The sequence below is a fragment of the Acinetobacter sp. YH12155 genome (genome assembly GCF_013418255.1).
In the GTDB taxonomy this organism is placed as follows: Bacteria; Pseudomonadota; Gammaproteobacteria; order Pseudomonadales; family Moraxellaceae; genus Acinetobacter; species Acinetobacter indicus.
Window position 1 is genome coordinate 88,438 of sequence record NZ_VPCK01000001.1, and the last position, 24,632, is coordinate 113,069.

General features: G+C 47.9%; 18 protein-coding genes and 1 pseudogene. 11 read left to right on the top strand and 8 right to left on the bottom strand.

Features of this window, described 5'->3' with window-relative positions; all coding sequences use genetic code 11:
* Window positions 1–413: 413 nt before the first annotated feature.
* Together FTU86_RS00455 and FTU86_RS00460 are read left to right on the top strand one after the other, a co-directional pair.
* Window positions 414–2,987, top strand: coding sequence for an acyl-CoA dehydrogenase (locus FTU86_RS00455; RefSeq protein ID WP_180048411.1), 2,574 nt, complete (start codon window positions 414–416; stop codon window positions 2,985–2,987).
* Window positions 2,988–3,138: 151 nt separating this feature from the next.
* Window positions 3,139–3,525: a carboxymuconolactone decarboxylase family protein gene (locus tag FTU86_RS00460; protein WP_005179142.1), complete on the top strand. Its 387-nt coding sequence runs from the start codon at window positions 3,139–3,141 to the stop codon at window positions 3,523–3,525.
* A 14-nt stretch (window positions 3,526–3,539) separates the two neighbouring features.
* Here the strand turns inward: FTU86_RS00460 and FTU86_RS00465 are convergent, their stop codons facing one another.
* Window positions 3,540–3,800: a hypothetical protein gene (locus FTU86_RS00465; protein ID WP_005179143.1), complete on the bottom strand. Its 261-nt coding sequence runs from the start codon at window positions 3,798–3,800 to the stop codon at window positions 3,540–3,542.
* Window positions 3,801–4,234: 434 nt separating this feature from the next.
* A complete protein-coding gene (locus FTU86_RS00470; RefSeq protein ID WP_180048410.1) occupies window positions 4,235–5,506 on the bottom strand; it encodes an amidohydrolase in 1,272 nt (423 codons plus the stop codon).
* 306 nt (window positions 5,507–5,812) lie between these two features.
* Between FTU86_RS00470 and FTU86_RS00475 the strand changes: the two genes are divergently transcribed.
* The 7 genes from FTU86_RS00475 to FTU86_RS00505 all read left to right on the top strand — a co-directional run bounded on the left by FTU86_RS00475 (window position 5,813) and on the right by FTU86_RS00505 (window position 16,583).
* Window positions 5,813–6,325 carry a tetratricopeptide repeat protein gene (locus FTU86_RS00475; protein ID WP_168400264.1) on the top strand — a complete coding sequence of 171 codons (513 nt, stop codon included), beginning with the start codon at window positions 5,813–5,815 and terminating at the stop codon, window positions 6,323–6,325.
* Window positions 6,326–6,658: 333 nt separating this feature from the next.
* Window positions 6,659–8,041, top strand: coding sequence for an adenosylhomocysteinase (gene ahcY, locus FTU86_RS00480; RefSeq protein WP_005179150.1), 1,383 nt, complete (start codon window positions 6,659–6,661; stop codon window positions 8,039–8,041).
* A 190-nt stretch (window positions 8,042–8,231) separates the two neighbouring features.
* Window positions 8,232–9,068 carry a methylenetetrahydrofolate reductase [NAD(P)H] gene (gene metF / locus FTU86_RS00485; protein ID WP_016659212.1) on the top strand — a complete coding sequence of 279 codons (837 nt, stop codon included), beginning with the start codon at window positions 8,232–8,234 and terminating at the stop codon, window positions 9,066–9,068.
* 24 nt (window positions 9,069–9,092) lie between these two features.
* Window positions 9,093–9,809, top strand: a complete 717-nt coding sequence (locus tag FTU86_RS00490) for a 16S rRNA (uracil(1498)-N(3))-methyltransferase (protein ID WP_005179155.1) — start codon at window positions 9,093–9,095, stop codon at window positions 9,807–9,809.
* Window positions 9,810–9,969: 160 nt separating this feature from the next.
* Window positions 9,970–12,846, top strand: coding sequence for an EAL domain-containing protein (locus FTU86_RS00495; RefSeq protein WP_168400266.1), 2,877 nt, complete (start codon window positions 9,970–9,972; stop codon window positions 12,844–12,846).
* 135 nt (window positions 12,847–12,981) lie between these two features.
* Window positions 12,982–15,261, top strand: coding sequence for an NADP-dependent malic enzyme (locus FTU86_RS00500; RefSeq protein ID WP_104488292.1), 2,280 nt, complete (start codon window positions 12,982–12,984; stop codon window positions 15,259–15,261).
* Between the two features lie 89 nt (window positions 15,262–15,350).
* Window positions 15,351–16,583: a multifunctional CCA addition/repair protein gene (locus tag FTU86_RS00505; RefSeq protein WP_104488290.1), complete on the top strand. Its 1,233-nt coding sequence runs from the start codon at window positions 15,351–15,353 to the stop codon at window positions 16,581–16,583.
* Window positions 16,584–16,680: 97 nt separating this feature from the next.
* Here FTU86_RS00505 and epmA read toward each other — a convergent pair whose 3' ends face one another.
* Together epmA and FTU86_RS00515 are read right to left on the bottom strand one after the other, a co-directional pair.
* A complete protein-coding gene (epmA, locus tag FTU86_RS00510; protein WP_180036456.1) occupies window positions 16,681–17,655 on the bottom strand; it encodes an EF-P lysine aminoacylase EpmA in 975 nt (324 codons plus the stop codon).
* On the bottom strand, window positions 17,652–18,719 hold the full coding sequence (locus FTU86_RS00515) for a 4-phosphoerythronate dehydrogenase (RefSeq protein ID WP_180048409.1): 1,068 nt from the start codon (window positions 18,717–18,719) through the stop codon (window positions 17,652–17,654). The genes epmA and FTU86_RS00515 overlap by 4 nt, the downstream gene beginning before the upstream one ends.
* 233 nt (window positions 18,720–18,952) lie before the next feature.
* Here FTU86_RS00515 and FTU86_RS00520 point away from each other — a divergent pair, with 233 nt between their 5' ends.
* Window positions 18,953–19,585 carry a class I SAM-dependent methyltransferase gene (locus tag FTU86_RS00520; protein ID WP_005179171.1) on the top strand — a complete coding sequence of 211 codons (633 nt, stop codon included), beginning with the start codon at window positions 18,953–18,955 and terminating at the stop codon, window positions 19,583–19,585.
* Between the two features lie 69 nt (window positions 19,586–19,654).
* On the opposite strand, the gene cueR is transcribed toward FTU86_RS00520, so the two are convergent.
* Window positions 19,655–20,047: a Cu(I)-responsive transcriptional regulator gene (gene cueR, locus FTU86_RS00525; RefSeq protein ID WP_005179173.1), complete on the bottom strand. Its 393-nt coding sequence runs from the start codon at window positions 20,045–20,047 to the stop codon at window positions 19,655–19,657.
* 72 nt (window positions 20,048–20,119) lie between these two features.
* Entirely contained in the window at window positions 20,120–22,588 is a 2,469-nt protein-coding gene (locus tag FTU86_RS00530; protein WP_180048408.1) for a heavy metal translocating P-type ATPase, read from the bottom strand.
* Between the two features lie 152 nt (window positions 22,589–22,740).
* Here FTU86_RS00530 and FTU86_RS00535 point away from each other — a divergent pair, with 152 nt between their 5' ends.
* Window positions 22,741–22,935 carry a heavy-metal-associated domain-containing protein gene (locus FTU86_RS00535; RefSeq protein WP_005179178.1) on the top strand — a complete coding sequence of 65 codons (195 nt, stop codon included), beginning with the start codon at window positions 22,741–22,743 and terminating at the stop codon, window positions 22,933–22,935.
* Window positions 22,936–23,091: 156 nt separating this feature from the next.
* Here FTU86_RS00535 and FTU86_RS00540 read toward each other — a convergent pair.
* Window positions 23,092–23,259, bottom strand: a pseudogene (locus FTU86_RS00540) (IS5/IS1182 family transposase); the annotation flags it as partial.
* Window positions 23,260–23,406: 147 nt separating this feature from the next.
* Window positions 23,407–24,482, bottom strand: a protein-coding gene (locus FTU86_RS00545) for an IS3 family transposase (protein WP_180098851.1) whose coding sequence is annotated in 2 segments (ribosomal slippage) — window positions 23,407–24,230 and window positions 24,230–24,482 — 1,077 coding nt in all. Because the reading frame shifts where the segments join, the coding sequence is not laid out codon by codon here.
* Between the last annotated feature and the right edge of the window lie 150 nt (window positions 24,483–24,632).

Consider the following 24,632-nt stretch of genomic DNA (forward strand, 5'->3'; position numbering starts at 1 on the left):
GGGCTTTTTTACAAGGTCATCTTTTACTTAAATTTTTACATCGTCCTCGGATCAGAATTTTTAGCCCAGAGAGATCATCTGTTTCCTCTTAGATCCAAAGACGGCTCATCTTTAAAAAACACCCCATTTAAACCAGAAGTAAATTTCTATCATTCTTTTACCTAGCTGCTAAACCCTTACTTATCTTCACATTTCGTTGCGCGTTTTTACTTGAATAGCGATCATTTTTCAACCAATCTTCATCCATAGAGTTTGTTTTTAGCAATCGTTTTGATGGTCTTGATATTTAAAAAAACGATACCGAAGTTCCAAGAACAGCCTTCACCGGATGACTTCAGACAAAATGAAGCAGCATTTCTTTCATTTTTCCTTGCAGGCACGGTGATGCTGTAGCAGCCGGGAGAAATACAATAATGCTTTTTATACTCAGTATCGTCATTCTTGTTTTTACACTGTGGGCGATTTTCTATTTTCAGCTGTCGCGCAACAGCGGTGCCATGACCCTGATTGCGGTCAGTATTGTCTCTGCCTTTATTAATCCCTGGTCCTTAATTTTAGGCATTCCGTTAATTGTGCTGAGCATAATTGTGATGGTGGATGCCTTGCGCATGAAAATCATCACCCAACCCGCGTATAAGGCTTTGTCACAAGCCATGCCAAGCATGAGCAGCACCGAACGTGAAGCACTGGATGCCGGCACCAGCTGGTGGGAAAAAGAGCTGTTTATGGGTGCGCCCAACTGGGATACCTTTGAGCAATATCCCTATCCTACGCTCAGTGCGGAGGAACAATCCTTTTTAGACAATGAAGTGGAACAGCTGTGCAACATGCTGGATGAATGGGAAATCCATCATAAGCACAAAGATTTATCTCCTGAAACCTGGCAGTTTATTAAAACCCATGGGTTTTTGGGCCTGATTATTCCCAAGGAATACGGCGGCAAGGCTTTCAGTTCTTTTGCGCAAAGCCGGATTATGAGCAAAATTGCCTCACGCTCCCTAACCGCCGCGGTCAGCTGTATGGTGCCCAATTCCTTAGGCCCGGGTGAGTTGCTGCTGCACTACGGTACCGATGAGCAGAAAAAACGTTACTTGCCCGGTCTGGCCAAAGGCGAAGAAATTCCCTGCTTTGGGCTGACCAGCCCGGAAGCCGGCTCCGATGCCGGTGCCATTCCAGATACCGGCGTGGTCTGCTATGGCCAGTTTGAAGGCCAGCACGTACTGGGCCTAAAGATGAATTTCTCCAAACGCTGGATTACGTTAGCACCCATTGCCACCGTAATTGGTCTGGCTTTTAAACTGTACGATCCGGACGGTTTACTCGGCGATAAGACTAAAACCGACTACGGCATTACCTGTGCGCTGCTGCCGGCCAATCACGCCGGAGTGAAAGTCGGGCCGCGCCATCATCCCGGTTCACCATTTATGAATGGCACGGTCGAAGGTCAGGATGTGTTTATTCCACTCGACTGGATTATTGGTGGTGTTGAAAATGCCGGTAAAGGCTGGCGCATGTTAATGGAATGTCTGGCCGTCGGTCGCGGGATTTCCTTACCGGCACTGTCAACCGCTGCCGGGGAAATGACCTATTTAAATGTCGGTGCTTTTGCGCGAATCCGCCAGCAATTCAAGTTGTCGGTGGGGAAATTTGAAGGCGTACAGGAAGTCACCAGTGATATTGCCAGTGAAACCTATATGCTGGAAGCCTTTCGCTATCTGGTGACCTGTGGACTGAATCAGGGCGGCAAACCTGCCGTGATGACCGCGATGGCCAAGTACTATGCCACAGAGTCTATGCGCCGTGTGGTTAATCATGGTATGGATGTGGTCGGTGGCCGCACCATCCAGTTGGGTCCACGGAACTTTCTGGCGCTGACCTATCAGGCCATTCCAGTTTCCATTACCGTTGAAGGGGCCAATATTTTAAGCCGCTCGCTGATGATTTTTGGCCAGGGTTCGATGCGTTGCCATCCGTATTTGTATGAAGAATTACAACTGCTACAAGCCCCTGATAAAGATGCCGCGCTGACACAATTTAATGAACTGTTCTACCATCATCTCGGTTATACCTTTAACCGGACTGCGCGCGCATTTGCCTTTGGCTGGTTTGGCGGTTCATCCGATGCTCCGCAACAAGCCGATGAATTTAGCCGGCCTTATTACAAAACCATCAACCGTTTTAGTGCGGCCTTTGCCCTGACTGCCGATATGTGTCTGGGTTTATTGGCCGGTGATATTAAACGCAAGGAAATGCTGTCCGGACGCCTGGCCGATATTCATGCGCAGCTGTTTATTGCCACCGCCATCTTAAAATACTATGCACATGGGCAAAAAACCGCAGATGAGCAACTGCATGCGCAACTGGCTTTAGACAAAGCACTGTTTAATGCACAAGAAGCCTTCTTTGGACTGTTCAATAATTTCCCTATGCAGCTGGCGACTGGCGTCGTGAAATTGATCTGCTTCCCGTGGGGCCGTGCCTTGCAGCCACCAAGCGATCAGCTGAAACGTGATGTGGCCATGAGCATGATGCAGGACAATGCTTTTCGCCAGCAGCTGAAACAGCATGTTTTCTATAACACGGACCCGGACGATGTCTTTGGCCGGATGGAAAGTACCTTCCAGAGCTTAACCGAGATTGAACCGCTGTGGGATCGCTTTAAAAAAGCTGAAGCCAAAGGCAGTTTTGATGGCCTCAGTTTTGAAGAACACATTGCCGATGCCCTAAATACCGGCGCGATTCAACCCGAAGAAGCTAGCCAGCTACTCAGTTATAACGCGCAGCGCTTTGACAGTATTTTGACCGATATTTTCGATATGCAGCTGGAACAGACCCTGCCACTAGACAATCCGCATTTAATTGAACCTTTAGGTGTCGATACGGAAGCTCATCCTCCGGCAACTTCAGCAGAACCGAAAACCGGTGGCACCGCACAACTGGCCACAGATCATCATAAAGAGGATCCGGAACCGTTTATCCGTTTTTAGTTATATGCTGAATATTGAATAAAGTGGCTTTCCGGCCACTTTTTTATGGACTGGAGACGAGGCTTCTAACAGGCATTCTACGACCATCTTCCAATGGTATAGACTGCATAAGCCGTTAAGCTACATCGAAAACAATATTGAGGGAAACAAGATGTCACAACAAGATTATGACAATGGTTTAAAAGTACGTACAGAAGTCATGGGTGAAAGTTTTGTGAAACGTGCGCAGGACAATACTGTGCCGTTTACCCAGCCTTTGCAGGACTGGATTAATGAACATGCCTGGGGTTCTACCTGGCAACGTGAAGATGTATTGCCGCGCAAATATCGTTCACTGGTGACAATTGCCTTTTTAACTGCGCTCAAAAGCCCGACTGAATTAAAAGGTCATGTACGCGGGGCTTTAAATAATGGCGCGACAGTGGAAGAAATTCAGGAAGTGCTGCTACATAGCCTGCCCTATTGCGGCGCACCGGCCACGCAAGAAGCCTTCCGTGCAGCGTTAGAAGTCATTCAGGACTATCAGGCCAACGCGTAAATTGTCGGGCGAGTTTAAATCCAGTACACATTAAAGCTGTAAAAGAATTCACTGACTTCAAAACGTACCTGATAACCAAGCTGGGTCAGTTCGGCAGAGAGATTGCGAATTTCTTCCAAAGGCAAATGTTTGGGCAATACCGTAAATACTGCAGTGTTGCCCTGCTTGGCATTCTCTTCAATTAAACTGGCTAAACGCGCTTTATACAGGTTGATGTCCAGATTGGCATGCGCCGAAAGCACTTTTGCATCTTCTGCGGTTAGAAAGTTCACCATTTTTTTCTTCTCTTTTTTTGTTCCGTTGTATGGGTCTAACTTAAAAAATGCTACGGCTCCGCTCAACTCTATTTTTGTAAGTAATTTAAATTAAAGATGAATTGGTTTACATCGACTGCTGTTATCCATCCTCTGATAAATCAAAAACTCCCTTATCCTGGTTTTCTCTCTAAGTCATAACAGACGCAAACAAGGAATATTTAATCTTCATTTTATAATTAACGCATGATCAGGTTCTGAGAGGTAAAAGAGATTAAATAACTTAGGCTATTTTGATATATGGGTTCCGTTAAACTTCCATCGTTATTACCTAACTCTCTCCTGCTCAATTTTATATTTCAAAGCGGATATTTGATTGTTCTATCTATGAGTCATAAAAAACGGAGCCGATCTGCTCCGTTTTTTCGCTCTTGGGATTTATATATTCAAGAGTATTATTTTTTCGCCTTCCATGCACTTTGTACCTGGCTGGCAACTTTTGGATAATCCAGAATAAAACGCATATGCGACTCTACCCCGGTTTTTAAGGTTTTATCATCGACAATAAAGTACGGGTTATGGTTCGGTGCGGCTTTACTCATATCCTGATCAGCCGGTGTCGCACCCAGGAATACAAATAAAGATGGCATCAGCTGGCCATAATAAGAAAAGTCTTCACTGGCGCTCTGGTTATGTTCTAAAACATGCGCCTTACCTTCACCCGCGGCCTGAATTAAAGATGGCGCCATCAATTCAGTTAAGGTTTTATCATTGGTGGTGACCGGCGCATACGGTGAAATTTCCACTTTGGCTTTTACATCATTGGCTTGCGCGGTGTGATCAATCATGGTTGGCAGGTTTTTGTAGATGCTTTGACGGATATCTTCATGATTGGAACGAATGGTTCCGATCATCGAAACCTGTTCAGGCAAGATATTACCACTGGTACCACCCTGAATCTGCCCGATACTAACCACGCCCATGCCTTTACTCAAGTCGGCACGGCGCGACACCATGGTCTGTAAATTCTGGATAATATCAGCCGCGGCGACAATAGAATCACGTCCTTTCCACGGCATTGAACCATGTACCTGCTGACCGGTTAAAGTCACTCGAATATTGTCGGCACTGTTTAAAGCCACACCATCTTTATAGAAAATATTGCCACTTGGCATACCTGCCATCACGTGCATCCCAAAAATCACTTCAGGTTTTGGATTATTCAGCGCGCCATCGGCAATCATTTTACGTGCACCGACCTGATCACCATTCAGGAAGTTATCAATATCGGCACCACCTTCTTCCGCAGGCTGAAATACAAAGACCACGGTACCGGCAATTTTATCTTTATTCTCTGCCAGTGCCTTGGCCGCACCTAACAGCATGGCAGTGTGGGTATCATGTCCGCAGGCATGTGCGACCGGTGTTTCTGCACCCTGATAAATACCTTTGGCTTTACTGGCAAAAGGCACTTGGGCTTTTTCTTCCATCGGTAAGGCATCCATATCGGCACGCAAGGCCATAATCGGGCCCGGTTTTGCACCTTTTAATACGCCAATCACACCGGTTTTGGCAAAGCCTTTTTTCACTTCAATGCCGTAAGAACGTAATTCTTTTTGCACCAGTTCCGACGTTTTAAATTCCATATTGCCAAGTTCAGGATTGGCGTGAAGATGATGACGCAATTGAATAGTATGCTGCTCGACTTTTGTAGCGGCATCATCCACCCAATCTGCAAAAGCAAACTGAGATACTCATGGCTAACCCCAAGCTAAGACAGGTTTTAGTGAGCTGCATGGAAACTCCATTTTTATAACCGTTTAAAATCTTATCTTCGGAGAATTTAGGGTTAAAATACAAGGCTATTGTTGTAATTTTATATAGTCATTTGCACTATACTTGATATTTTAAAAGTTGAAAATTACCACAATTTAGCGAGCAATTTTGCGCTATGACTCAAAACATTTCATTTCAGATTGGCTTTTTTCCGGCAGACCTTTTAGGCTTATAGCAAATATTTTCTGGATATGACCATGTCGGACGCCATCACTGTTCCTCCCGCCCTGATTAACCGTGCGCTTGCAGGCCAAGCCGATGCCCAGTTTGAGCTGGCTGAATTGTATATGCAAAGCGAGTATGAAGATGACAATCTGCTGGCTGAAGAATGGGCCTTAAAAGCCGCTGAAAATGGTCATTTGGAAGCCATGTACTGGTTGGGCGAAGGCTACACCGTCTATGCCAAAGACGTGCAGGAAGATGATCCTGAAGATTCCAAAACTCACTTTGAGTTAGCCTATTACTGGTTGAAACAGGCAAGCGAACAGAAACATGCAGGCGCAATTCTAGAGCTGGCTGGCTATTATCGTCGTGGGAATGTGGTAGAAAAAGATATTCCGACCTCGGTAAATTTGGTTCAGCAAGCGGCTGAACTAGGCGATGCACAGGCCATGCGTGATTTGGCCTGTATTTATGAACATGGCCTGGGAGTCGAAATTAATGAAGCACAGGCAGATTACTGGGCCGAAAAAGCCAAAGCTGCCGAGTAACCCACTCAACCCGATCAAAAGCTCATCAGATGATGGGCTTTTTTATATTGATGCATGGAGATAGGCGCTGGATTAGCCGGAATTTTTAATTGTTTTGGAGATCAAAGAACACTACAGCGAGAAACCGGAACAGTTTAGCCAGATATTCAACAATTTCAGATTGGAACTCTGGGCAATTTCCAAGTACAATACTGCGCTAGTCGAGGGATGCTGCGACGTTTTACAGGTACGAAATGTAAAAGCGCTAGGCTCGACCATCGGTCAAACATCCGCTTTGATCAACAACGGCATCCGCGAACTGAATGATCAATTGTTTTTATTAAGGAGATCGTGATGAACGCGGTTAATGCTTCATTTACTGATTACAAAGTAGCAGACATCACTTTAGCAGACTTCGGTCGTAAAGAAATCAAACTTGCAGAAGCTGAAATGCCAGCCCTGATGGGTCTGCGTAAACGCTACTCTGCGGCTAAACCACTTGCGGGCGCTAAAATCCTGGGTTGTATCCACATGACAATCCAAACAGCAGTTCTGATCGAAACTTTGGTTGAACTTGGCGCTGAAGTACGCTGGACCTCTTGTAACATCTTCTCGACTCAAGACCACGCTGCTGCTGCCATTGCTGCGTCTGGTGTTCCTGTGTTCGCTTGGAAAGGTGAAACTGAAGAAGAATACGTGTGGTGCTTAGAGCAACAAATTAACGTAAATGGCACGCCTTGGGATGCCAACATGATTCTGGACGATGGCGGTGACTTAACTGCACTTGTTCACGAAAAATACCCAGAAGTTTTGGCGAAAATCCACGGTATTACTGAAGAAACCACCACAGGTGTACAACGTCTGCTTGAAATGTGGAAAGACGGTTCTCTGAAAGTACCTGCAATCAATGTAAACGATTCAGTAACCAAGTCTAAAAACGACAACAAATACGGTTGCCGTCACTCACTCAACGATGCCATCAAACGTGCAACCGATATGCTTTTATCTGGTCGTCGTGCGCTGGTCATTGGTTACGGTGACGTAGGTAAAGGTTCTGCGCAATCACTTCGTCAAGAAGGCATGATCGTACGTGTTTCTGAAATCGATCCTATCTGTGCAATGCAAGCCTGCATGGACGGTTATGAAGTGGTTTCTCCATACAAAAATGGTGTTCAAACCGGCAAGAAAGAAGACGTTAACGCTGACCTTCTTTTAAACACTGACCTGATCGTAACAACAACGGGTAACTACCACGTTTGTGACGCTGCCATGCTGGATACATTAAAAGCAGGTGCTGTTGTATGTAACATCGGTCACTTTGACACTGAAATCGACACCAACTACCTACGTGGTTACAAGTGGGTTGAAGTGAAACCTCAAGTTCACCAGGTGTATCGTTCAGAAAATGAAAACGATTACCTGATCCTGCTGTCTGAAGGTCGTTTAGTGAACCTGGGTAACGCAACAGGTCACCCATCACGCGTGATGGACGGTTCATTTGCCAACCAGGTTTTAGGTCAAATGCACTTGTTCGCTGAGAAATTTGCTGATCTTCCTGAAGATCAAAAACAAGCCGCGATTCGCGTTGAACTGCTTCCGAAGAAATTGGACGAAGAAGTTGCAGCTGCAATGGTTGCAGGTTTTGGCGGCGTTCTGACGCAATTGACGCAAGAACAAGCGGACTACTTAGGTGTAGCGGTTGAAGGTCCGTTTAAATCGGATGCTTATAAATATTAATTAGCCCTCACCCCATCCCTCTCCCATAGGGAGAGGGTGAACTCTCAAATCATTTACATTACGAGTTTTACTTGTGAAATTTAAGTAATTTGAGCCAAGACTCTGCGTTATTCAGTAATGAATACTCCTCTCCCTTTGGGAGAGGTCAGGGAGAGGGTGAATAAAAAGTATTTATAAAAAGGATTTCAACATGTCAAAACAGATTCCGATTTCATTCGAGTTCTTCCCAACCAAAACTGATGCCGGTGCAGAAAAACTCAAGACCGTACACCAAGAGCTTCAGCTTTTAAATCCAGAATTTTTCTCGGTGACCTATGGCGCTGGTGGTTCAACTCGTGAACGTACCTTATCGACCATTAACGACTTCAATGGCAAAGGCACACCGGTTGCGCCTCACCTGTCTTGTATTGGTGATGATAAAGCCCGTATTGCCGAATTGCTGGACCTGTACAAATCACAAGGTATTGACCGTATTGTGGCGCTGCGTGGCGACTTGCCATCCGGTCAGGTTGGCTTGGGTGAATTGCCATATGCACAGGATCTAGTCCGCTTTATCCGTGAACATTCCGGTGATCATTTCCATATTGAAGTGGCTGCCTATCCGGAAATGCACCCACAAGCGGAAAGCTTTGATAAAGATATTCAGCATTTTGTTGAAAAAGTAAATGCCGGCGCCAATGCAGCCTTAACGCAATTCTTTTTCAATCCGGATGCCTACTTCTACTTTGTTGAGCGTATTCAGCAAGCCGGTGTCAATATTCCGGTGGCGCCGGGTATTATGCCAATTACCAATGCCAGCAACCTGATTCGCTTTGCCGATAGTACTGGTGCTGAAATTCCACGCTGGATTCGCAAGCAACTGGCGACATATGGTGATGACACGGCATCGATTAAAGCCTTCGGTCATGAAGTGGTGCTGAAATTCTGTGAACGCCTGATTGCAGGTGGTGCGCCAAGTCTGCACTTCTACACCATGAACAATACCGAGCCTACCCGTCAGCTTGTGACTGATCTTGGTTTAGCCTAATTTTCTTTTTGCGAGTTGTACTTTATGCCACGTTTTTATATTGAAGCTGAATTAACGGTTGAGACGCAGCTCGCGCTGACCGAAACCGTGTTTCACCATTGGTGTAAAGTACTGCGCGCACAAGTGGGCGACACAGCCACCCTGTTCAATGGACAAGGTGGCGAATATGAAGTGACCCTTACCGACGTCCAGAAAAAAACAGCAACGGTGATGGTCAACAGCTTTAATCCGGGCAACCGTACACCTAAATTCAAGGCCCTGCTCGGTCAGGTCATGAGTAAGGGCGACCGGATGGATTATGCCATTCAAAAAGCGGTGGAACTCGGCGTTTCCGAGATTCAGCTCCTCACCTCTGAACGCTGCGAAATGCGTCTGAAATACGACCGTGACCAGAAAAAACTGGATCACTGGCAAGGTATCGCCATTGCTGCTTGTGAGCAATGTGGTCTGAATATTGTGCCTAAAATTCTCCCGCCGATGTCGCTGGAAAAATGGCTCGATACCGATCTGCCAGCCACCAAACTGGTATTAGCACCCAACAAAGATGAAGTGAATGTCTTACACAATGCCACGCCAGAACTTGCCCTGTTAATTGGGCCTGAAGGCGGCCTGAGCGAGGCTGAAATCAGTAGCGCAAATACGAAAGGTTTTGTGAACTGGTGTATAGGCGAGCGCGTGTTAAGAACTGAAACTGCGCCTGTGGTCGCACTTTCTATTTTAAATTTTAACTTCAGCGTGTAATTCGTCTTATTTTTAGCTGAATGCTGAGTCAGATGATTGCTTTTTTAAAGTTTACTGACTAATCTCAAAATATTATTTTACAATTTCACCTAATATCAGGTTATTCATAAAATAAAATGGATTTTTACATACTCTGTAATTTATAGGGTTTTGGGGATATATGTCAGACCATCAGCATGAGCTCATGGAGCAGTATTTGTATGCTGCCCAAATCACCAATACAATCCGGCTGATGCGCTTCTTTTTGCTGAGCATCCTCATTCTCTGTTTTTATATTTATTTTATTTTTCACTACTCTTTTAATTTTTCAACTTTCGCGTTTAATGCCTGGTTCCTGCTGAGTGAACTGGGGCTGGCCGGCTGCCTGTTCTTTAATGAAATGTGCTTTAAGCCCGGTCAATACAGTATTCAAATGGCACATCGCTGGATCAAGCTGGTATGCCTGCTGGTTGGTATTAGCCTTAGTATTGGCATTGCCCTGCTGTACTATTTCCTGCCGAAGTACAGTCTGGAGATGAGCACCTATCAGGCCATTATTCTGGCGGCTTTGCTGGTGATTATTAGCCAGACCTTTGCCCTCACCTTTTTAACCCAGCGCCTGAGCTATTTTTCGCTGGTATTTATTCCGGCCATTGTGCCGTATTTAATTTCCCCACTGTTCTTTAACAGCAACACCGAACCGCTGTTTTATCTGGCCACCAACTTTGCCTTAATCTGTCTGCTGATTTGTGCCAATACCTCCATGCACATGCATCGCCGGCTATCTAGCGTCTATTTCAAGAATAATCAGCTGAAAAAACAGGCCGAACAGCAAGTGGCCTGGACCGACCAGCTATGCCAGCAACTGCAAACGGAAATGAACCGCTCCAAAGACATTGAGCAGCAGTTGCAGTTTAATAACCAGATGCTGGAACAGAAAGTGAAAGAGCGGACCTTTGATCTGGAGCAAATCCATAAAGCCCTACAAGATCAACAGGCCAATCTGGTGCTGGCGCATGAAGTGGCCGGGTTAAAACCATGGGATTGGGACATCAAGCATCGCCTGATTACCCTGACCAATGAACACCAGCAGCTGAAAATGTCCGGCTCCAAAGCCCATCATCACAAACTGCAGCAACTGATTCACCCGGATGATCTGGCGCATTTTCGTAACACCATGAAGCAGCATCTGCGTGGCCAGACCGACCGCTATGAAGTGACCTACCGGGTACAGCAAAGCAATGGCAAATGGGTCTGGGTACATGATGTTGGCCGTGTGATTGAGCGTGACCCCGAAACCCGGCGTCCATTACGCATGGTCGGTATCCGCCGTGACATCCATCAGGAAAAAACTGATCAGGAACGCCTGAAACTGACCGCCAGCGTACTACAGCAGGCAGCAGAAGGGATTTTTATTCTGAATGAGGACCTGCGTTATATTGAGGTCAATCCGTGCTTTGAACAGCTGACCGGCTTTAGTCGCGAGCAGATTATTGGCAAACATCTGTTTGATATTGCCAGCAATTACAAATCACGGCAGCGCAGTATGCACAATGCCATTGTCAAGCAACTGCTCAAAGAAGGCGAATATGATGGCGAAATGGATGAAAAATACCTGTCGGGCAAAGAGCTGACCATCCGCCTGCACATGAATACCGTCAGCAATGAGCAGAACCGCTCTACCCATTATGTCGGGATTGTCTCGGATTTAACCGAGCGCCGCCGGCAGGAACAGCGCCTGTCCTATCTGGAAAATTATGACACGCTGACCGATCTGCCTAACCGGTTTTATTATAACTATCAGCTGCATCAGTATCTGGTGTCCCATCAGGATTCGATTAAACAACTGGCGGTGATTCGTCTGAACATCGACCGGTTCCGGGTGTTGAATGAATATTTAAGCCATAATGGCGGCGATGAACTGCTAAGACAGGTGGCACAGCGTTTACGCCTCATTAATGCCGAAGCGCTGTTGGTGGCGCATTTAAATGGCGATGACTTTGCCATTATTTATGAGCTGTCACATATTCGCCCATCGGTGCAGCAGCATTGCGAACGTATTACCAAAGCCTTCTCGGCGCCGTTTAATATCCAGGGTCAGGACCATATTATTACCCTGTCGATGGGCGTGTCTTTATATCCTGAACATGGCCGGCAGCTGGATTATTTAAACAACTGTGCCGAACAGGCGCTGTCGGAAGCCAAGCGTCTGGGTGGCAATACCACCAAATACTATTCGCTGGAAACCACCAAGCTGTTAGAGCAGGACGTGCACATTGAGCGCGATTTACGTCAGGCCATTAAAAATGATGAGCTGATCGTCTATTACCAGCCAAAAATCAATTTCCATGATCAGCAGGTCTCCGGTTTTGAAGCCTTGGTACGCTGGAACCATCCGGAAAAAGGCCTGATTCCACCCGGCTTATTTATTCCAATTGCCGAGCAAACCAGCCTGATTTCAGAGATTGGCCATATCGTAATTCAGCAAACCGCCAAGCAGATTCGGGACTGGCAGGCACTGGGCTTTGATAACATCCGGGTTTCGGTCAATATTGTGGCGCAGCAGCTACAACGCGGACATTTGCTGGAAGATATTGATGAGGCGCTCAATACCTATCATATTTCCGGTGAAAGCCTGGAACTGGAAATTACTGAATCGTCGTTGCTGGAAAATACCGACGAGGTCAAATATATTCTGGAAGAAATCAAGAAGCGCCATATTCATATTTCGCTGGATGATTTTGGTACCGGTTATTCTTCCCTCTCTTACTTAACCGATTTTCCTATAGATGTTTTAAAGATCGACCGCAGCTTTGTGTCCAAGATTGGCCACAGCAAGCAGGAAGCCATTGTCAGTGCCATGATTGCCATGGGCAAAGCCATGGGCATGACCATTGTCGCTGAAGGCATTGAAACTGAACATCAACTTCAGTACCTCAGAAAGCTCGATTGCGACATCGCCCAGGGCTTTTTATTCTCCAAACCGCTGCCACAACAGGATGCGACCCGCTTCCTGAGTGAAAAAATGCAGACACCACTTATTGTTAGTGAATCTTAATCTATAGCTTAAACTTCTAAGTTTGTTCTAAAAATGCGCAGCTTTGACTGTGCTTAGTGCGTAAGTAATGGTATATTCGAGCAGATTTAGCACAAACCGCCAGCATCGCTGGACACAGTAACATACGAGATTCAGATGGACGATCAATCATTAAAACAGCAGGCTTTGTATTATCACGAATTTCCTACTCCAGGTAAAATCAGCGTTACCCCAAGTAAGCAGCTGGTCAACCAACGTGACTTAGCGCTTGCATACTCACCTGGTGTCGCGGCACCATGTTTAGAGATTGAACGAGATCCTTCTACTGCAGCACTGTATACAGCACGTGGCAACCTGGTTGCCGTGGTGAGTAACGGTACCGCTGTACTAGGTTTAGGGAACATCGGTCCTTTAGCGTCTAAACCGGTTATGGAAGGTAAAGGCGTTCTGTTCAAAAAATTCGCCGGCGTCGATGTATTTGACATCGAAATCGCTGAAAATGATCCAGACAAAATCGTTGATATCGTTGCTGCACTCGAACCAACCTTTGGCGGGATTAACCTTGAAGACATCAAGGCACCAGAATGCTTCTACATTGAGCAAAAACTGCGTGAACGCATGAACATTCCGGTGTTCCATGATGACCAGCATGGTACGTCAATTATCGTCGGTTCTGCGCTGCTGAATGCGCTACAACTGAACGGCAAAAACATTGCCGAAATCAAGATTGTCGCTTCAGGTGCCGGTGCTGCTGCCCTGTCGTGCCTGGACCTGCTTTGTGCCCTGGGTGCGAAAAAAGAAAATATTATTGTGGCGGACTCACGCGGTCTATTGACCACCAAACGTGAAGGTCTGGACGAGTCGAAAAAACGCTACGTACAGGATATTGAAGCAACCCAACTGGCCGATGTAATTGCCGGTGCCGATATGTTCCTCGGTCTCTCTGCTGCCGGTATTCTGACCAAAGAAATGGTCAAGCAGATGGCGGCTAATCCAATCATCTTCGCTCTGGCTAACCCGGATCCGGAAATTCTGCCTGAACATGCCCACGAAGTACGTGATGATGTGATTATGGCAACTGGACGTTCTGACTATCCGAACCAGGTGAATAACGCGCTGTGCTTCCCGTACATCTTCCGTGGTGCGCTAGATGTCGGTGCAACCACCATTAACGAAGAAATGAAAATTGCCTGCGTACACGCGATTGCACGTATGGCGCACATAGAAGCAGATGCGGCATCCTATGGTGAGAAATCTGCTTCATTTGGTCGTGACTATTTAATTCCACGTCCGCTTGATCAGCGTCTGATTCTTGAAATTGCTCCAGCGGTTGCCAAAGCAGCGATGGATTCAGGCGTGGCAACACGTCCAATTCAGGACTTCTCGGCTTATCATCAACGTCTGTCAGAGTTTGTATATAACTCTGCGTTTATGATGAAACCAATTTTTGCGCAGGCGAAAACCGATCCGAAACGCATTGCCTATGCAGAAGGCGAAGACTTACGCGTTTTACGTGCAGTACAAATTGCAGTGGACGAAGGTCTGGCACAACCGATTCTGGTGGGTCGTACCGCGGTTATTGAAGCGAATATCAAGAAACTGGGCTTACGTCTGGAACATGGTGTGAATATCACTATTGTTGATCAGGAGAAAAACCCGGATTACGAAAAATTCGCTGATGATTACTACAGCATCATGCAGCGTAAAGGTGTAACGCCTGAATATGCGCAGCGTGAAGCACGTCGCCGTTCGACTCTAATTGCCGCAATGCTGGTGAAACACGGTCTGGCTGACGGTATGTTATGTGGTACTTATTCAAGCTACGACATTCACTTAGACTTCGTCAGCAATATTATTGGTCTGAAAGAAGGTCACAATACTTTCTTCACTCTGAATGCGCTGATGCTGGAAGATCGTAACCTGTTTATTGCCGACACTTACATCAACCGTAATCCGACAGCTGAACAGCTGGCTGAAATGACCATTCTGGCCGCTGAAGAAGTACGCCGTTTTGGTGTAACACCACGTATTGCCCTGCTGTCGCATTCAAGCTTTGGTTCAGACCAGAACGATGCCAGCGCGCAAAAAATGCGTAAAGTGTTTGATATTCTGTCTGAGATTGCACCAGAACTTGAAGTGGAAGGTGAAATGCATGGTGATGCGGCACTGGACGAAAATATTCGCCATTTCGCATTCCCGAACTCACGCTTCAAAGGTTCAGCTAACCTGCTGATTATGCCAAACCTGGATGCAGCCAATATTTCGTTTAACCTGTTGAAATCGACTTCAGGCAGCAACGTGACCATTGGTCCAATTTTGCTGGGCGCAGCGAAACCGGTACATATTTTAACGCCAACAGCGACCACCCGTCGTGTGGTGAATATGACTGCGTTAACCGTAGCAGAAATTCAGCAAGCGGAACAAGACGCGCTATAAAAACTGAATGCCGAGTGAAAAGCTCGGCATTCTGACTTGAGAAAACCTCTATTCTGTTGCATGATGACCTCAAGAATAGAGGTTTTTTCATGCAAGTTTATTTAGTAGGCGGTGCGGTGCGAGATCATTTGCTGGGGCACCCCTATCACGAAAAAGATTATGTGGTTGTCGGGGCAACACCCGAACAGCTTCTGGCCCAAGGCTATCAGCCCGTGGGCAAAGACTTCCCTGTGTTTTTACATCCTGAATCAAAAGAAGAATATGCACTGGCCCGTACCGAACGTAAAGCCGGTCAGGGCTATCATGGTTTCGAGTTTTATACTGCACCCAATGTCACGCTGGAAGAAGATTTAATCCGTCGTGACCTGACCATTAATGCCATGGCCATGGATGAAAACGGCCAGGTCTATGATCCTTATGGTGGACAGCAGGATCTGGCGCAAAAAGTGCTGCGTCATGTTTCCGACGCCTTTGTTGAAGACCCATTACGTGTACTCAGAATTGCCCGTTTTGCTGCGCGTTATAAAGCGCTGGGCTTTCGTGTGGCCGATGACACCCTGACCCTGATGCGCACGCTGGCAGCATCTGGCGAGCTGGATACCTTAACCCCCGAACGGGTCTGGAAAGAAACTGCACGCGCCTTGCAGGAAGATCATGCCGATGAATACTTTGAAGTGCTGCGTCGCTGCGGTGCCTTAAAAGCCTTGTTCCCGGAAATTGATGCCCTGTTTGGGATTCCACAGCGCCCGGAATATCATCCGGAAATTGACTGCGGCGTGCATACCTTAATGTCCCTGCAACAGGCCTGCCGCCAGAATTACAGTCTGGATGTGCGTTTTGCCGTGCTGGTGCACGACTTGGGCAAGGCCCTGACCCCAGCCGATGAATTACCGCGTCATATCATGCATGAAGAACGTGGTATTCAGCCGGTTACTGACCTGTGTGACCGCCTGAAAGTGCCAACCTATACCAAACAGCTGGCACTGGCGGTGTGCAAGGAACATTTAAAATGCCATCAGGCCCTGACCTTGAAACCGGGCACCTTATGGCGTCTGCTACAGCGTCTGGATGTGTTGCGTCGCCCGGAACGGGTAGAAGCCTTTGTTCAGGCCTGTGAATGTGATTCGCGTGGCCGTTTAGGTATGGAAGATCGGGACTATCCGCAGGCCGATTATGTGCTCAAAGCCATGCAGGTGGTGCGCGGCATTAAAGCGCAGGATTTACCGCCTGAGATTAAAGGCCCCGATATTGGTGAAATGCTGATTCAGCGCCGCATTAAAGCGATTGAAGTGCTGAAAGCAGAATATACCGCCGCAAGCTAAAATTGAGTCATAAAATTTAAAATACCCGTGTCGTGCACGGGTATTTTTGTTGATCAGGGATGAATCATCCCCCTGTGCTGATCTGGATGAAGCCGCCTTAAGACCGTTCGGCCGGAAAAGTAATTACCTGTTCCAAACGCATCTGCTGGGTGGCAATCATCAATAAACGGTCAATACCCAGCGCAATACCTGAACATGGCGGCATCTGAGGCAAGGCACTGAGCAGATATTCATCAAGTGGCATCACATGCAAGCCCAGTTTTTCCCGCTCCTGATTGTCGGCTTCAAAACGGCCACGGAGCACCTCGGCATCAGCCAGTTCATCATAGGCATTGGCCAGTTCCAGCCCTTCAATGTACAGCTCAAAACGGGCGGCAACCAGTTCGCCATCTTCATCGACACGAGTTTTGGCCAGTGAGGCCAGTTCCGGCGGGAAATCAGTCAGGAATACCGGCGTATCAAAGCCCAGACTAGGCTCAACCATATGCGAGAACAACAGGTCGATATAGCCCAGACGATCATCACCTAAATCGAGGCTTAGCCCGACACGCTGACAGCAGGCTTTCAGTTCCTGCAATGTCGCTTGCAGCGGATTCAGATCCAGCCGATCCATAAAAGCATGTTTATAACTCAGTACCGTTGGACGTACTTCACCAAAACGCTGTGCCAAGGTCAGATTGAGTAAATCGGTGACTTCAAACATCAGCTCTTTCAGGCTAAAACCCGGGCGATACCATTCCAGCATGGTAAATTCGCTATTGTGTTTGCGGCCATGCTCATCATCACGAAACACCTTGCAGATCTGGTAAATCGGGCCACTGCCACTGGCCAGCAGGCGTTTCATGGCAAATTCAGGCGAAGTTTGCAGATAATGCGTCTGCTGCTGGCCCAATACATGACGCTTGGCCTGTACCGAGCTTAAATGTACATCGGTGACACCAGCCTGCGACAAAATAGGCGTTTCCACTTCCAGCACTTCGCGCTCAGCAAAAAACTGGCGAATCTGGGCGTACATCTTGGCGCGGGCACGCATGGCCTCAAGGCTACAGGTCGGCTGATAGTTCAGGCTCATGCGGCCGGCCCTCCATGCGCAGCCCATTCACGGCGCAGCGGATAAGTCTTGCGTAAATGATCAAAGGCCTGCTGATCGACCTTGCCGTCTTTTAAGCAGGCACGTAATTTGGCGTCATCGGCGGCAATATTATACATCTGTGGCAGATGCTGTTGCAGTGCGGCTTTTAACGGCTGACCACTAAAATAATCGCTGCACGGCGGCAACTGGTTTTCAAAGCGTTTATGTGCCACTTGCCCAAAGACTTCACAAAAAGCGGCATAAATCATTTGTGTGCCGCGGGCTTTGCCTTCCAGACTGTAACCGGCAATATGCGGCGTTACCAACGTGACCAGATGTAATAATTCGGCAGAAATTTCCGGTTCATGCTCAAATACATCCAGCACCACCGCACGCCCGGTCTGCTGGATATCGGTCATTAATGCCTGCTCTGCCACCACCGGACCACGCGCTGAGTTAATTAAAATTGCATCCGGCTTCATCTGGGCCAGGGTTTCGGCATTGAACAGATGATAGGTCGGATACGGACCGGTTTTGGTCAGCGGCACATGAATCGAAATGGCATCGGCCTGAGCCAATACGTCTGCCAATGCCAGTTGCTGCACACTTTCACGTTGCACCAAAGGATCATAAGCCACCACTTTCCAGCCCAGCAGTTCCGCCATTACCGCCAGACGCGAACCGACATTGCCCAGTCCGATAATGCCCAGACAGAACTGCTGGCCTGCTTCCAGTAAGGCTGGACGCACATGTAGTAAGGCGGTAATCACATATTCGGCAACCGCCTGTGCATTACAGCCGGCGGCATTGGACCAGCGAATCTGCTGCTGTTCCAGCGCGGTAATATCCAGATGATCGGTACCAATGGTGGCACTGCCCACAAAACGCAGCTTGCTGTGCTGGATCAGTTCGGCATTGACCTTGGTTACCGAGCGCACCAGTAAGGCTTCGGTATCGTGCAGGTCCTGCGCAGTTAAGGTCCGGCCCGGACGATGGGAGATTTCACCAAACTCGGCAAAAAAATAATCGGTAAAGGCCAGATTTTCATCGGCAATAATTTTCATAAGGCAATCCAATGCTTTGATCTGTCCATGATAACGCCTGAAGGCCCTGCGGATGAAGCGCTATTGCAGTAAATACACTGAATATTAACCGCAGCAAAGCCGGCCCATCAGGCTTCACCCAAATACAACTTGCCGAAGCCGAATAAAACAATATATGTTTTTATAATATGTTATAGTCAAGGCCAGTCTTAATCTTCTCCCCCGTTTATTTTTAACCAATGAAGGGCCTGCATATGACACCTCGCTTTAGCAATCCATGGGATGAACGCTACCACAGCACCGATCATTTATATGGCGAAGCGGCCAACGTTTTTATTCAGCAGATGGCCCAGCAGTTAGCGATTTCTGGCGCTACGCTGGGCATTGCTGAAGGTGAAGGCCGTAACCTGATTTATCTGGCCGAGCGCGCCCGTGAACAGCAACTGCCGTTTGCCGGACTACTCTGGGATTATTCGACTGTTGCGCTTGAAAAAGCCCAAAAACATGCCCAGGCCAAACAGCTGACCTTGGACACCGCCGCGGTGGATTTAAGTCAGGTAGAATGGCCGGAAAACCAGTTTCAGCATGCGATTTGCGTGTTTGGTCATGTCAATCAGCCGACCCAGCAGAAATTACTGCACGGCGTGCGTCATAGCCTGAAATCCGGTGGCTGGTTCATTGGCGAGGTCTATTCCAAAGCACAACTGGCCTATGCCACCGGTGGCCCGGGCAATCCTGACATGCTGTATGATCCACGTGATTTTCTAGAGATCTTCCAGCAAGATCATCTGCTGCATTTCTTTGTCGGTGAAGTGGAACGTCATGAAGGACAGCTGCATCAGGGGAAGTCGCATGTGATTCAGTTTGCCATTCAAATCCGTAAATAAAGCATAAAAAAGGAGGATGAATCTGCATTGATTCATCCTCCTGCAATTCGATTCCTGCTGCTTACTGGCTTATCCGCCTTTTTCAATCTGGTCCAGAATGGCACATTCCGCGCTGTGATTGCCCTGACAATGCTGCGCAGATTGCTGCAACAAATTGACCATGTCCTGTAAACGCTGGATTTTCTGGTTCAGCTCATCAATATGTTTTAAGGTCAGCGCTTTCACTTCTGCACTCTGGCGGCCGCTATTTTTCCACAGCGAAATCAGTTCTTTCATTTGCTCGGTAGAAAAGCCCAGCTCGCGGGCATGACGAATAAAATTCAGGGTTTTTAAATCCTGCTCGGAATAGACCCGATAACCGGCAGCACTGCGCTGGGCAGCCGTGAGCAGGCCGATACTTTCATAATAACGGATCATTTTGGCAGAGATGCCCGACTGCTTTGCGGCTTGACCAATATTCACATGCTTCTCGCTCAATACGGCGGTTTAAGACCTGCCTCCGATCTTAAACCGAAAATGTCCTGACGCCAACGGCTATTGCAGCGGCGCGGCAAAGCGCTTCAGGCGTAAAGCATTGCCCAGCACAAACACGGATGACAGTGCCATTGCGCCTGCAGCAAACATCGGCGACAGTAAAATGCCCCACAGCGGATACAGCACGCCGGCGGCAATCGGAATTAAGGCCACGTTATAAACAAAGGCCCAAAACAGGTTCTGGCGGATATTGCGGATAGTGGCCTGACTTAAAGCAATCGCATTGGGAATGCCTTTTAAACTGCCGGACATCAGCACCACATCGGCGGCTTCAATGGCTACATCGGTACCGGTGCCAATGGCCAGCCCGACATCGGCCTGTGCCAGCGCCGGGGCATCATTAATCCCATCGCCGACAAAGGCCAGACGGCCATATTGCTGCTGCAATTCACGTACGCTATCGACTTTGCCTTCCGGCAGAACTTCGGCAACCACAGTATCAATTTTTAGCTGCCGGGCAATCGCTTCGGCGGTATGCCGGTTATCGCCGGTGATCATTGCCACTTTTACGCCCAACTGATGCAAGGCTTCAATCGCGGCAAAGGTGCTGTCTTTGATTGGATCGGCCACGGCAATGATGGCCGCCAGTTGATCCTCTACCGCCACATACAGTGGTGTTTTTCCCTCCTGCCCCAAACGTACCGCAACCTGATCAAAGGCTGTGGTACTTAAACCCAGCTGATGCATATAACGGTCGGCCCCGATATGCAGCCATTGACCATTGACCTGCCCTTTCACGCCGGACCCGACAATCGAATCAAAATCGCTCACAGCTGGTAAAGATAAGCCTTGTTGCTGGGCAGCTTCGACAATAGCAAAGGCAATCGGATGCTCCGACTTGGCTTCTACCGCCGCCACCCAGCTTAATAATTGCGTCTGCTCAAAACCGGCCTGTACATGAAAATCGGTCAGTTGCGGCTTGCCTTCGGTTAAGGTGCCGGTTTTATCTACCGCCACCACCTGCGCTTCCTGTAACAGCTGCAAGGCTTCGCCTTTACGGAACAGAATGCCCATTTCTGCCCCACGTCCAGTGCCGACCATAATCGAGGTTGGAGTGGCCAGCCCCATAGCACATGGACAGGCAATAATCAGCACCGCTACAGCATTGACCAGACCAAAGGTCAGCGCCGGTTCAGGACCAAAAATCAGCCAGACCAGAAAGGTCAGCACAGCCATTAGCATTACGGCTGGCACAAACCACATGGTGACTTTATCGACCAGCGCCTGAATGGGCAGTTTGGAGCCTTGCGCCTGCTCGACCATGCGGATAATTTGCGCCAGCACCGAATCTGCCCCCACCGCAGTTGCGCGGATGCTCAGGCTGCCATTCTGGTTGATGGTGCCGCCCACCACGGCACTGCCTGCCATTTTTTCTACTGGCAGCGGCTCTCCGCTAATCATCGATTCATCGACATAACTGCGGCCGTCCAGCACTTCCCCATCCACCGGAATCCGCTCTCCTGGGCGGATATCGACCTGCATACCCGAGCTGACTTCAGCCAGCGGCACTTCCACACTTTGGCCATTACGTACAATGCGGGCGGTTTTTGGCTGCATGCCGATCAGGTGCTGAATTGCCTGCGAGGTGCGGCCTTTGGCTTTGGCTTCAAAATAGCGTCCCAGCAAAATCAGGCTTACAATCACCGCGGCAGCTTCAAAATAGACATTGACCGTGCCTTCCGGTAACAGCTGTGGCATAAAAGTCGCCACCACCGAAAAGCTGTATGCGGCCAGGGTTCCGACTGCCACCAGCGAGTTCATATCCGGCGCGAAACGCAGCAAGGCCGGAATGCCTTTTTGATAAAAACGCCGGCCCGGAAATAGCAATACCAGCGTGGTCAACACGAACTGCAACAGCCAGCTCGGCATCTGCCCGATCTGATGCATGACCCACATATGAAAAGCCGGAATTAAATGCGAGCCCATTTCCAGCACAAATACCGGAATGGCCAGCACCAGGGAAATTAACAGATCACGTTTTAGTTGCTGCTGCTCGCTGGCTTTCTGATCCGCCTGTTCAGTGGTGGTCGTGGTCTGTAGCTGGGCATCATAACCAGCCTTACGGATGGCCTGAATCAGTTTATCGGCACTGACCGTAGTATCGGCTTCGACCCAGGCCTGCTCAGTGGCCAGATTGACATTGGCTTGCTGCACACCCGGCACTTTTTTCAGGGCTTTTTCTACCCGCGCCACGCAGGAGGCACAGGTCATGCCATCAATTGACAATTCGATGGGTGCCGCGACGACCACATCATAACCGGCACGCTCAATGGCTTTGACCAAAGCGGCCCGGTCAAGTGGTGCGGAAGATTCCACCACGGCCTGTTCGGTGGCCAGATTGACATTGGCCTGCTCGACCCCATCCACTTTTTTTAAGGCTTTTTCCACCCGGCCTACGCATGAAGCACAGGTCATGCCCTGAATAGACAATGTTTCACAAAAAACAGCAGATGAATTTGAGATGCTCATGCCCTACCTCGGCCAATACCCGGATTTCCCTACAGCATACAGATTGACATCATGGGAAGGTCAAGTCTCTGCGCATAAAAATTTGGCTTGACCTTCCCATCATGACAAGCTTTAAACTGAAAGCATCTTCACATGACTCATGGAGCATCTTAATGAAACTGCATATTGCCAATATGACTTGCGGCGGCTGCGCCCGCGGTGTGACAGCCACCATTCAGGATGTGGACCCGAATGCCAAAGTTGACATTGATCTGGACAGTAAAATCGTGACCGTTGACAGCAGTGCCAGCGTAGATCAGCTGGTGGCGGCGCTGAATGAAGATGGTTTCCCGCCAGAAGTGCAATAATTTCCAGGCACTCTCAAAACCGCTAGCGTTTATAAAATCGCCTCCGTGATGCGGGCATCAGGGAGGCGGCAAAAGACGAATGACCTATAACGGACAACGGGACAGGCTTTGTTGCACAAAGATTTGAAATGCAAAGCGCCCCTAATTGAGCCAAATTTAAGGCGTAACTTGGGTAAGTGGGCGACCTAATTCCGTAAATCTGTTAAGGACTGCTACACGTGCATGGATCTCATTCACTTGGCTATCAAAACTCCTTGCACTGAGTTTATCTCCTAATAATTTGATGCAATGCATCTTAGTTTCAACCAAACTTCGCCGATGATGGTAATCCCCCCTACCGTACCAATAACGGTTAAAACCATGCTACAGGAGCAACCGTGGGCACAATACCCTAATTGTGGTCATACCGATAATGGCTAAGGTATTAAAAGAGGTAATCCTCCCATAAATAACCGAAGTTAAAAGTAGAGGTTAAGCAGCCATTAGAGGTGGCTTTCCTTTGTTTGCTTGGTGTGGTCTTTCATAGTTGTAATGCCACAGCCAACTCGTTGCATAATCTTGTACTTCTTCCAGTGTGTCAAATAGATGCTTGCTTAGCCAGCTATAACGTATAGTCCGATTATAACGTTCAATATACGCATTCTGCTGTGGCTTACCTGGTTGAATATATTCAATACGAATACCTTGTTCAGTTGCCCAGCGTACAAATTCATGACTGATAAACTCCGGGCCATTGTCACACCGAATAACTAACGGCTTTTCTCGCCACTCCAGCAACTGATTCAACGTACGAATAACTCGGATTGTAGGTAATGAGAATCCTGCTTCAATCGCTAAGCCTTCTCGACGGTAGTCATCAATCACATTTAATAATCGGAACTTTCGACCATCGATCAGCTGATCATGCATAAAATCTAATGACCAGACCTGATTTTCTCGGATTGGTTCTTTCAATGGTTCAGGCGCGTGCCGTTTTAGTCTTCTTCTCGGTTTAATACGCAGATTTAGTGCCAACTCACAGTAAATGCGGTAAACCCGCTTGTGATTCCAGCAGTGATTCTCAACATGTCGTAAATATGAGAAGCACAGACCAAATCCCCAATCGGAATTTTTCTCAGTGAGTTCAATGAGCTGTTTAGCAATTAATGCATTGTCATCGCAAAGTTTAGCCTGATAACGGTAGCAGGTTTCACTAATGCCAAATGCAGAGCAAGCTAAACGGATACTAACCGCATGCAGGGCAACGGCTTGTTGAGCCATCTGACGTCGGCAAGATGGCTTTACCACTTTTTTGACATTGCTTCCTGAACAATCTCTGCCTTTAATCGCTCTTCAGCATACATTTTTTTTAGTCTGGTATTTTCTGCTTCCAGCTCTTTCAGTCGAGCCATCAATGAGGTATCCATACCGCCATATTTGGCACGCCATTTATAAAACGTGGCATTACTCATGCCATGTTCACGACAAAGGGTGGCTACAGGTGTGCCAGACTCCGCCTGTTTTAAAATGGACATGATCTGGCTGTCAGTAAATTTAGATGTTTTCATGCAGAATCTCCTGCTCGTATCTTAAGAGAAAATTCTACTTTTAGATCCTTTTATTTTTAGGGGGGATTACCAAGACTTTCAAAAGCGTTTAGCTAAAGTCGAAACCCATAGAAAGAACAAAGCGACTACTATTCGGTTAGTAGCCGCTTT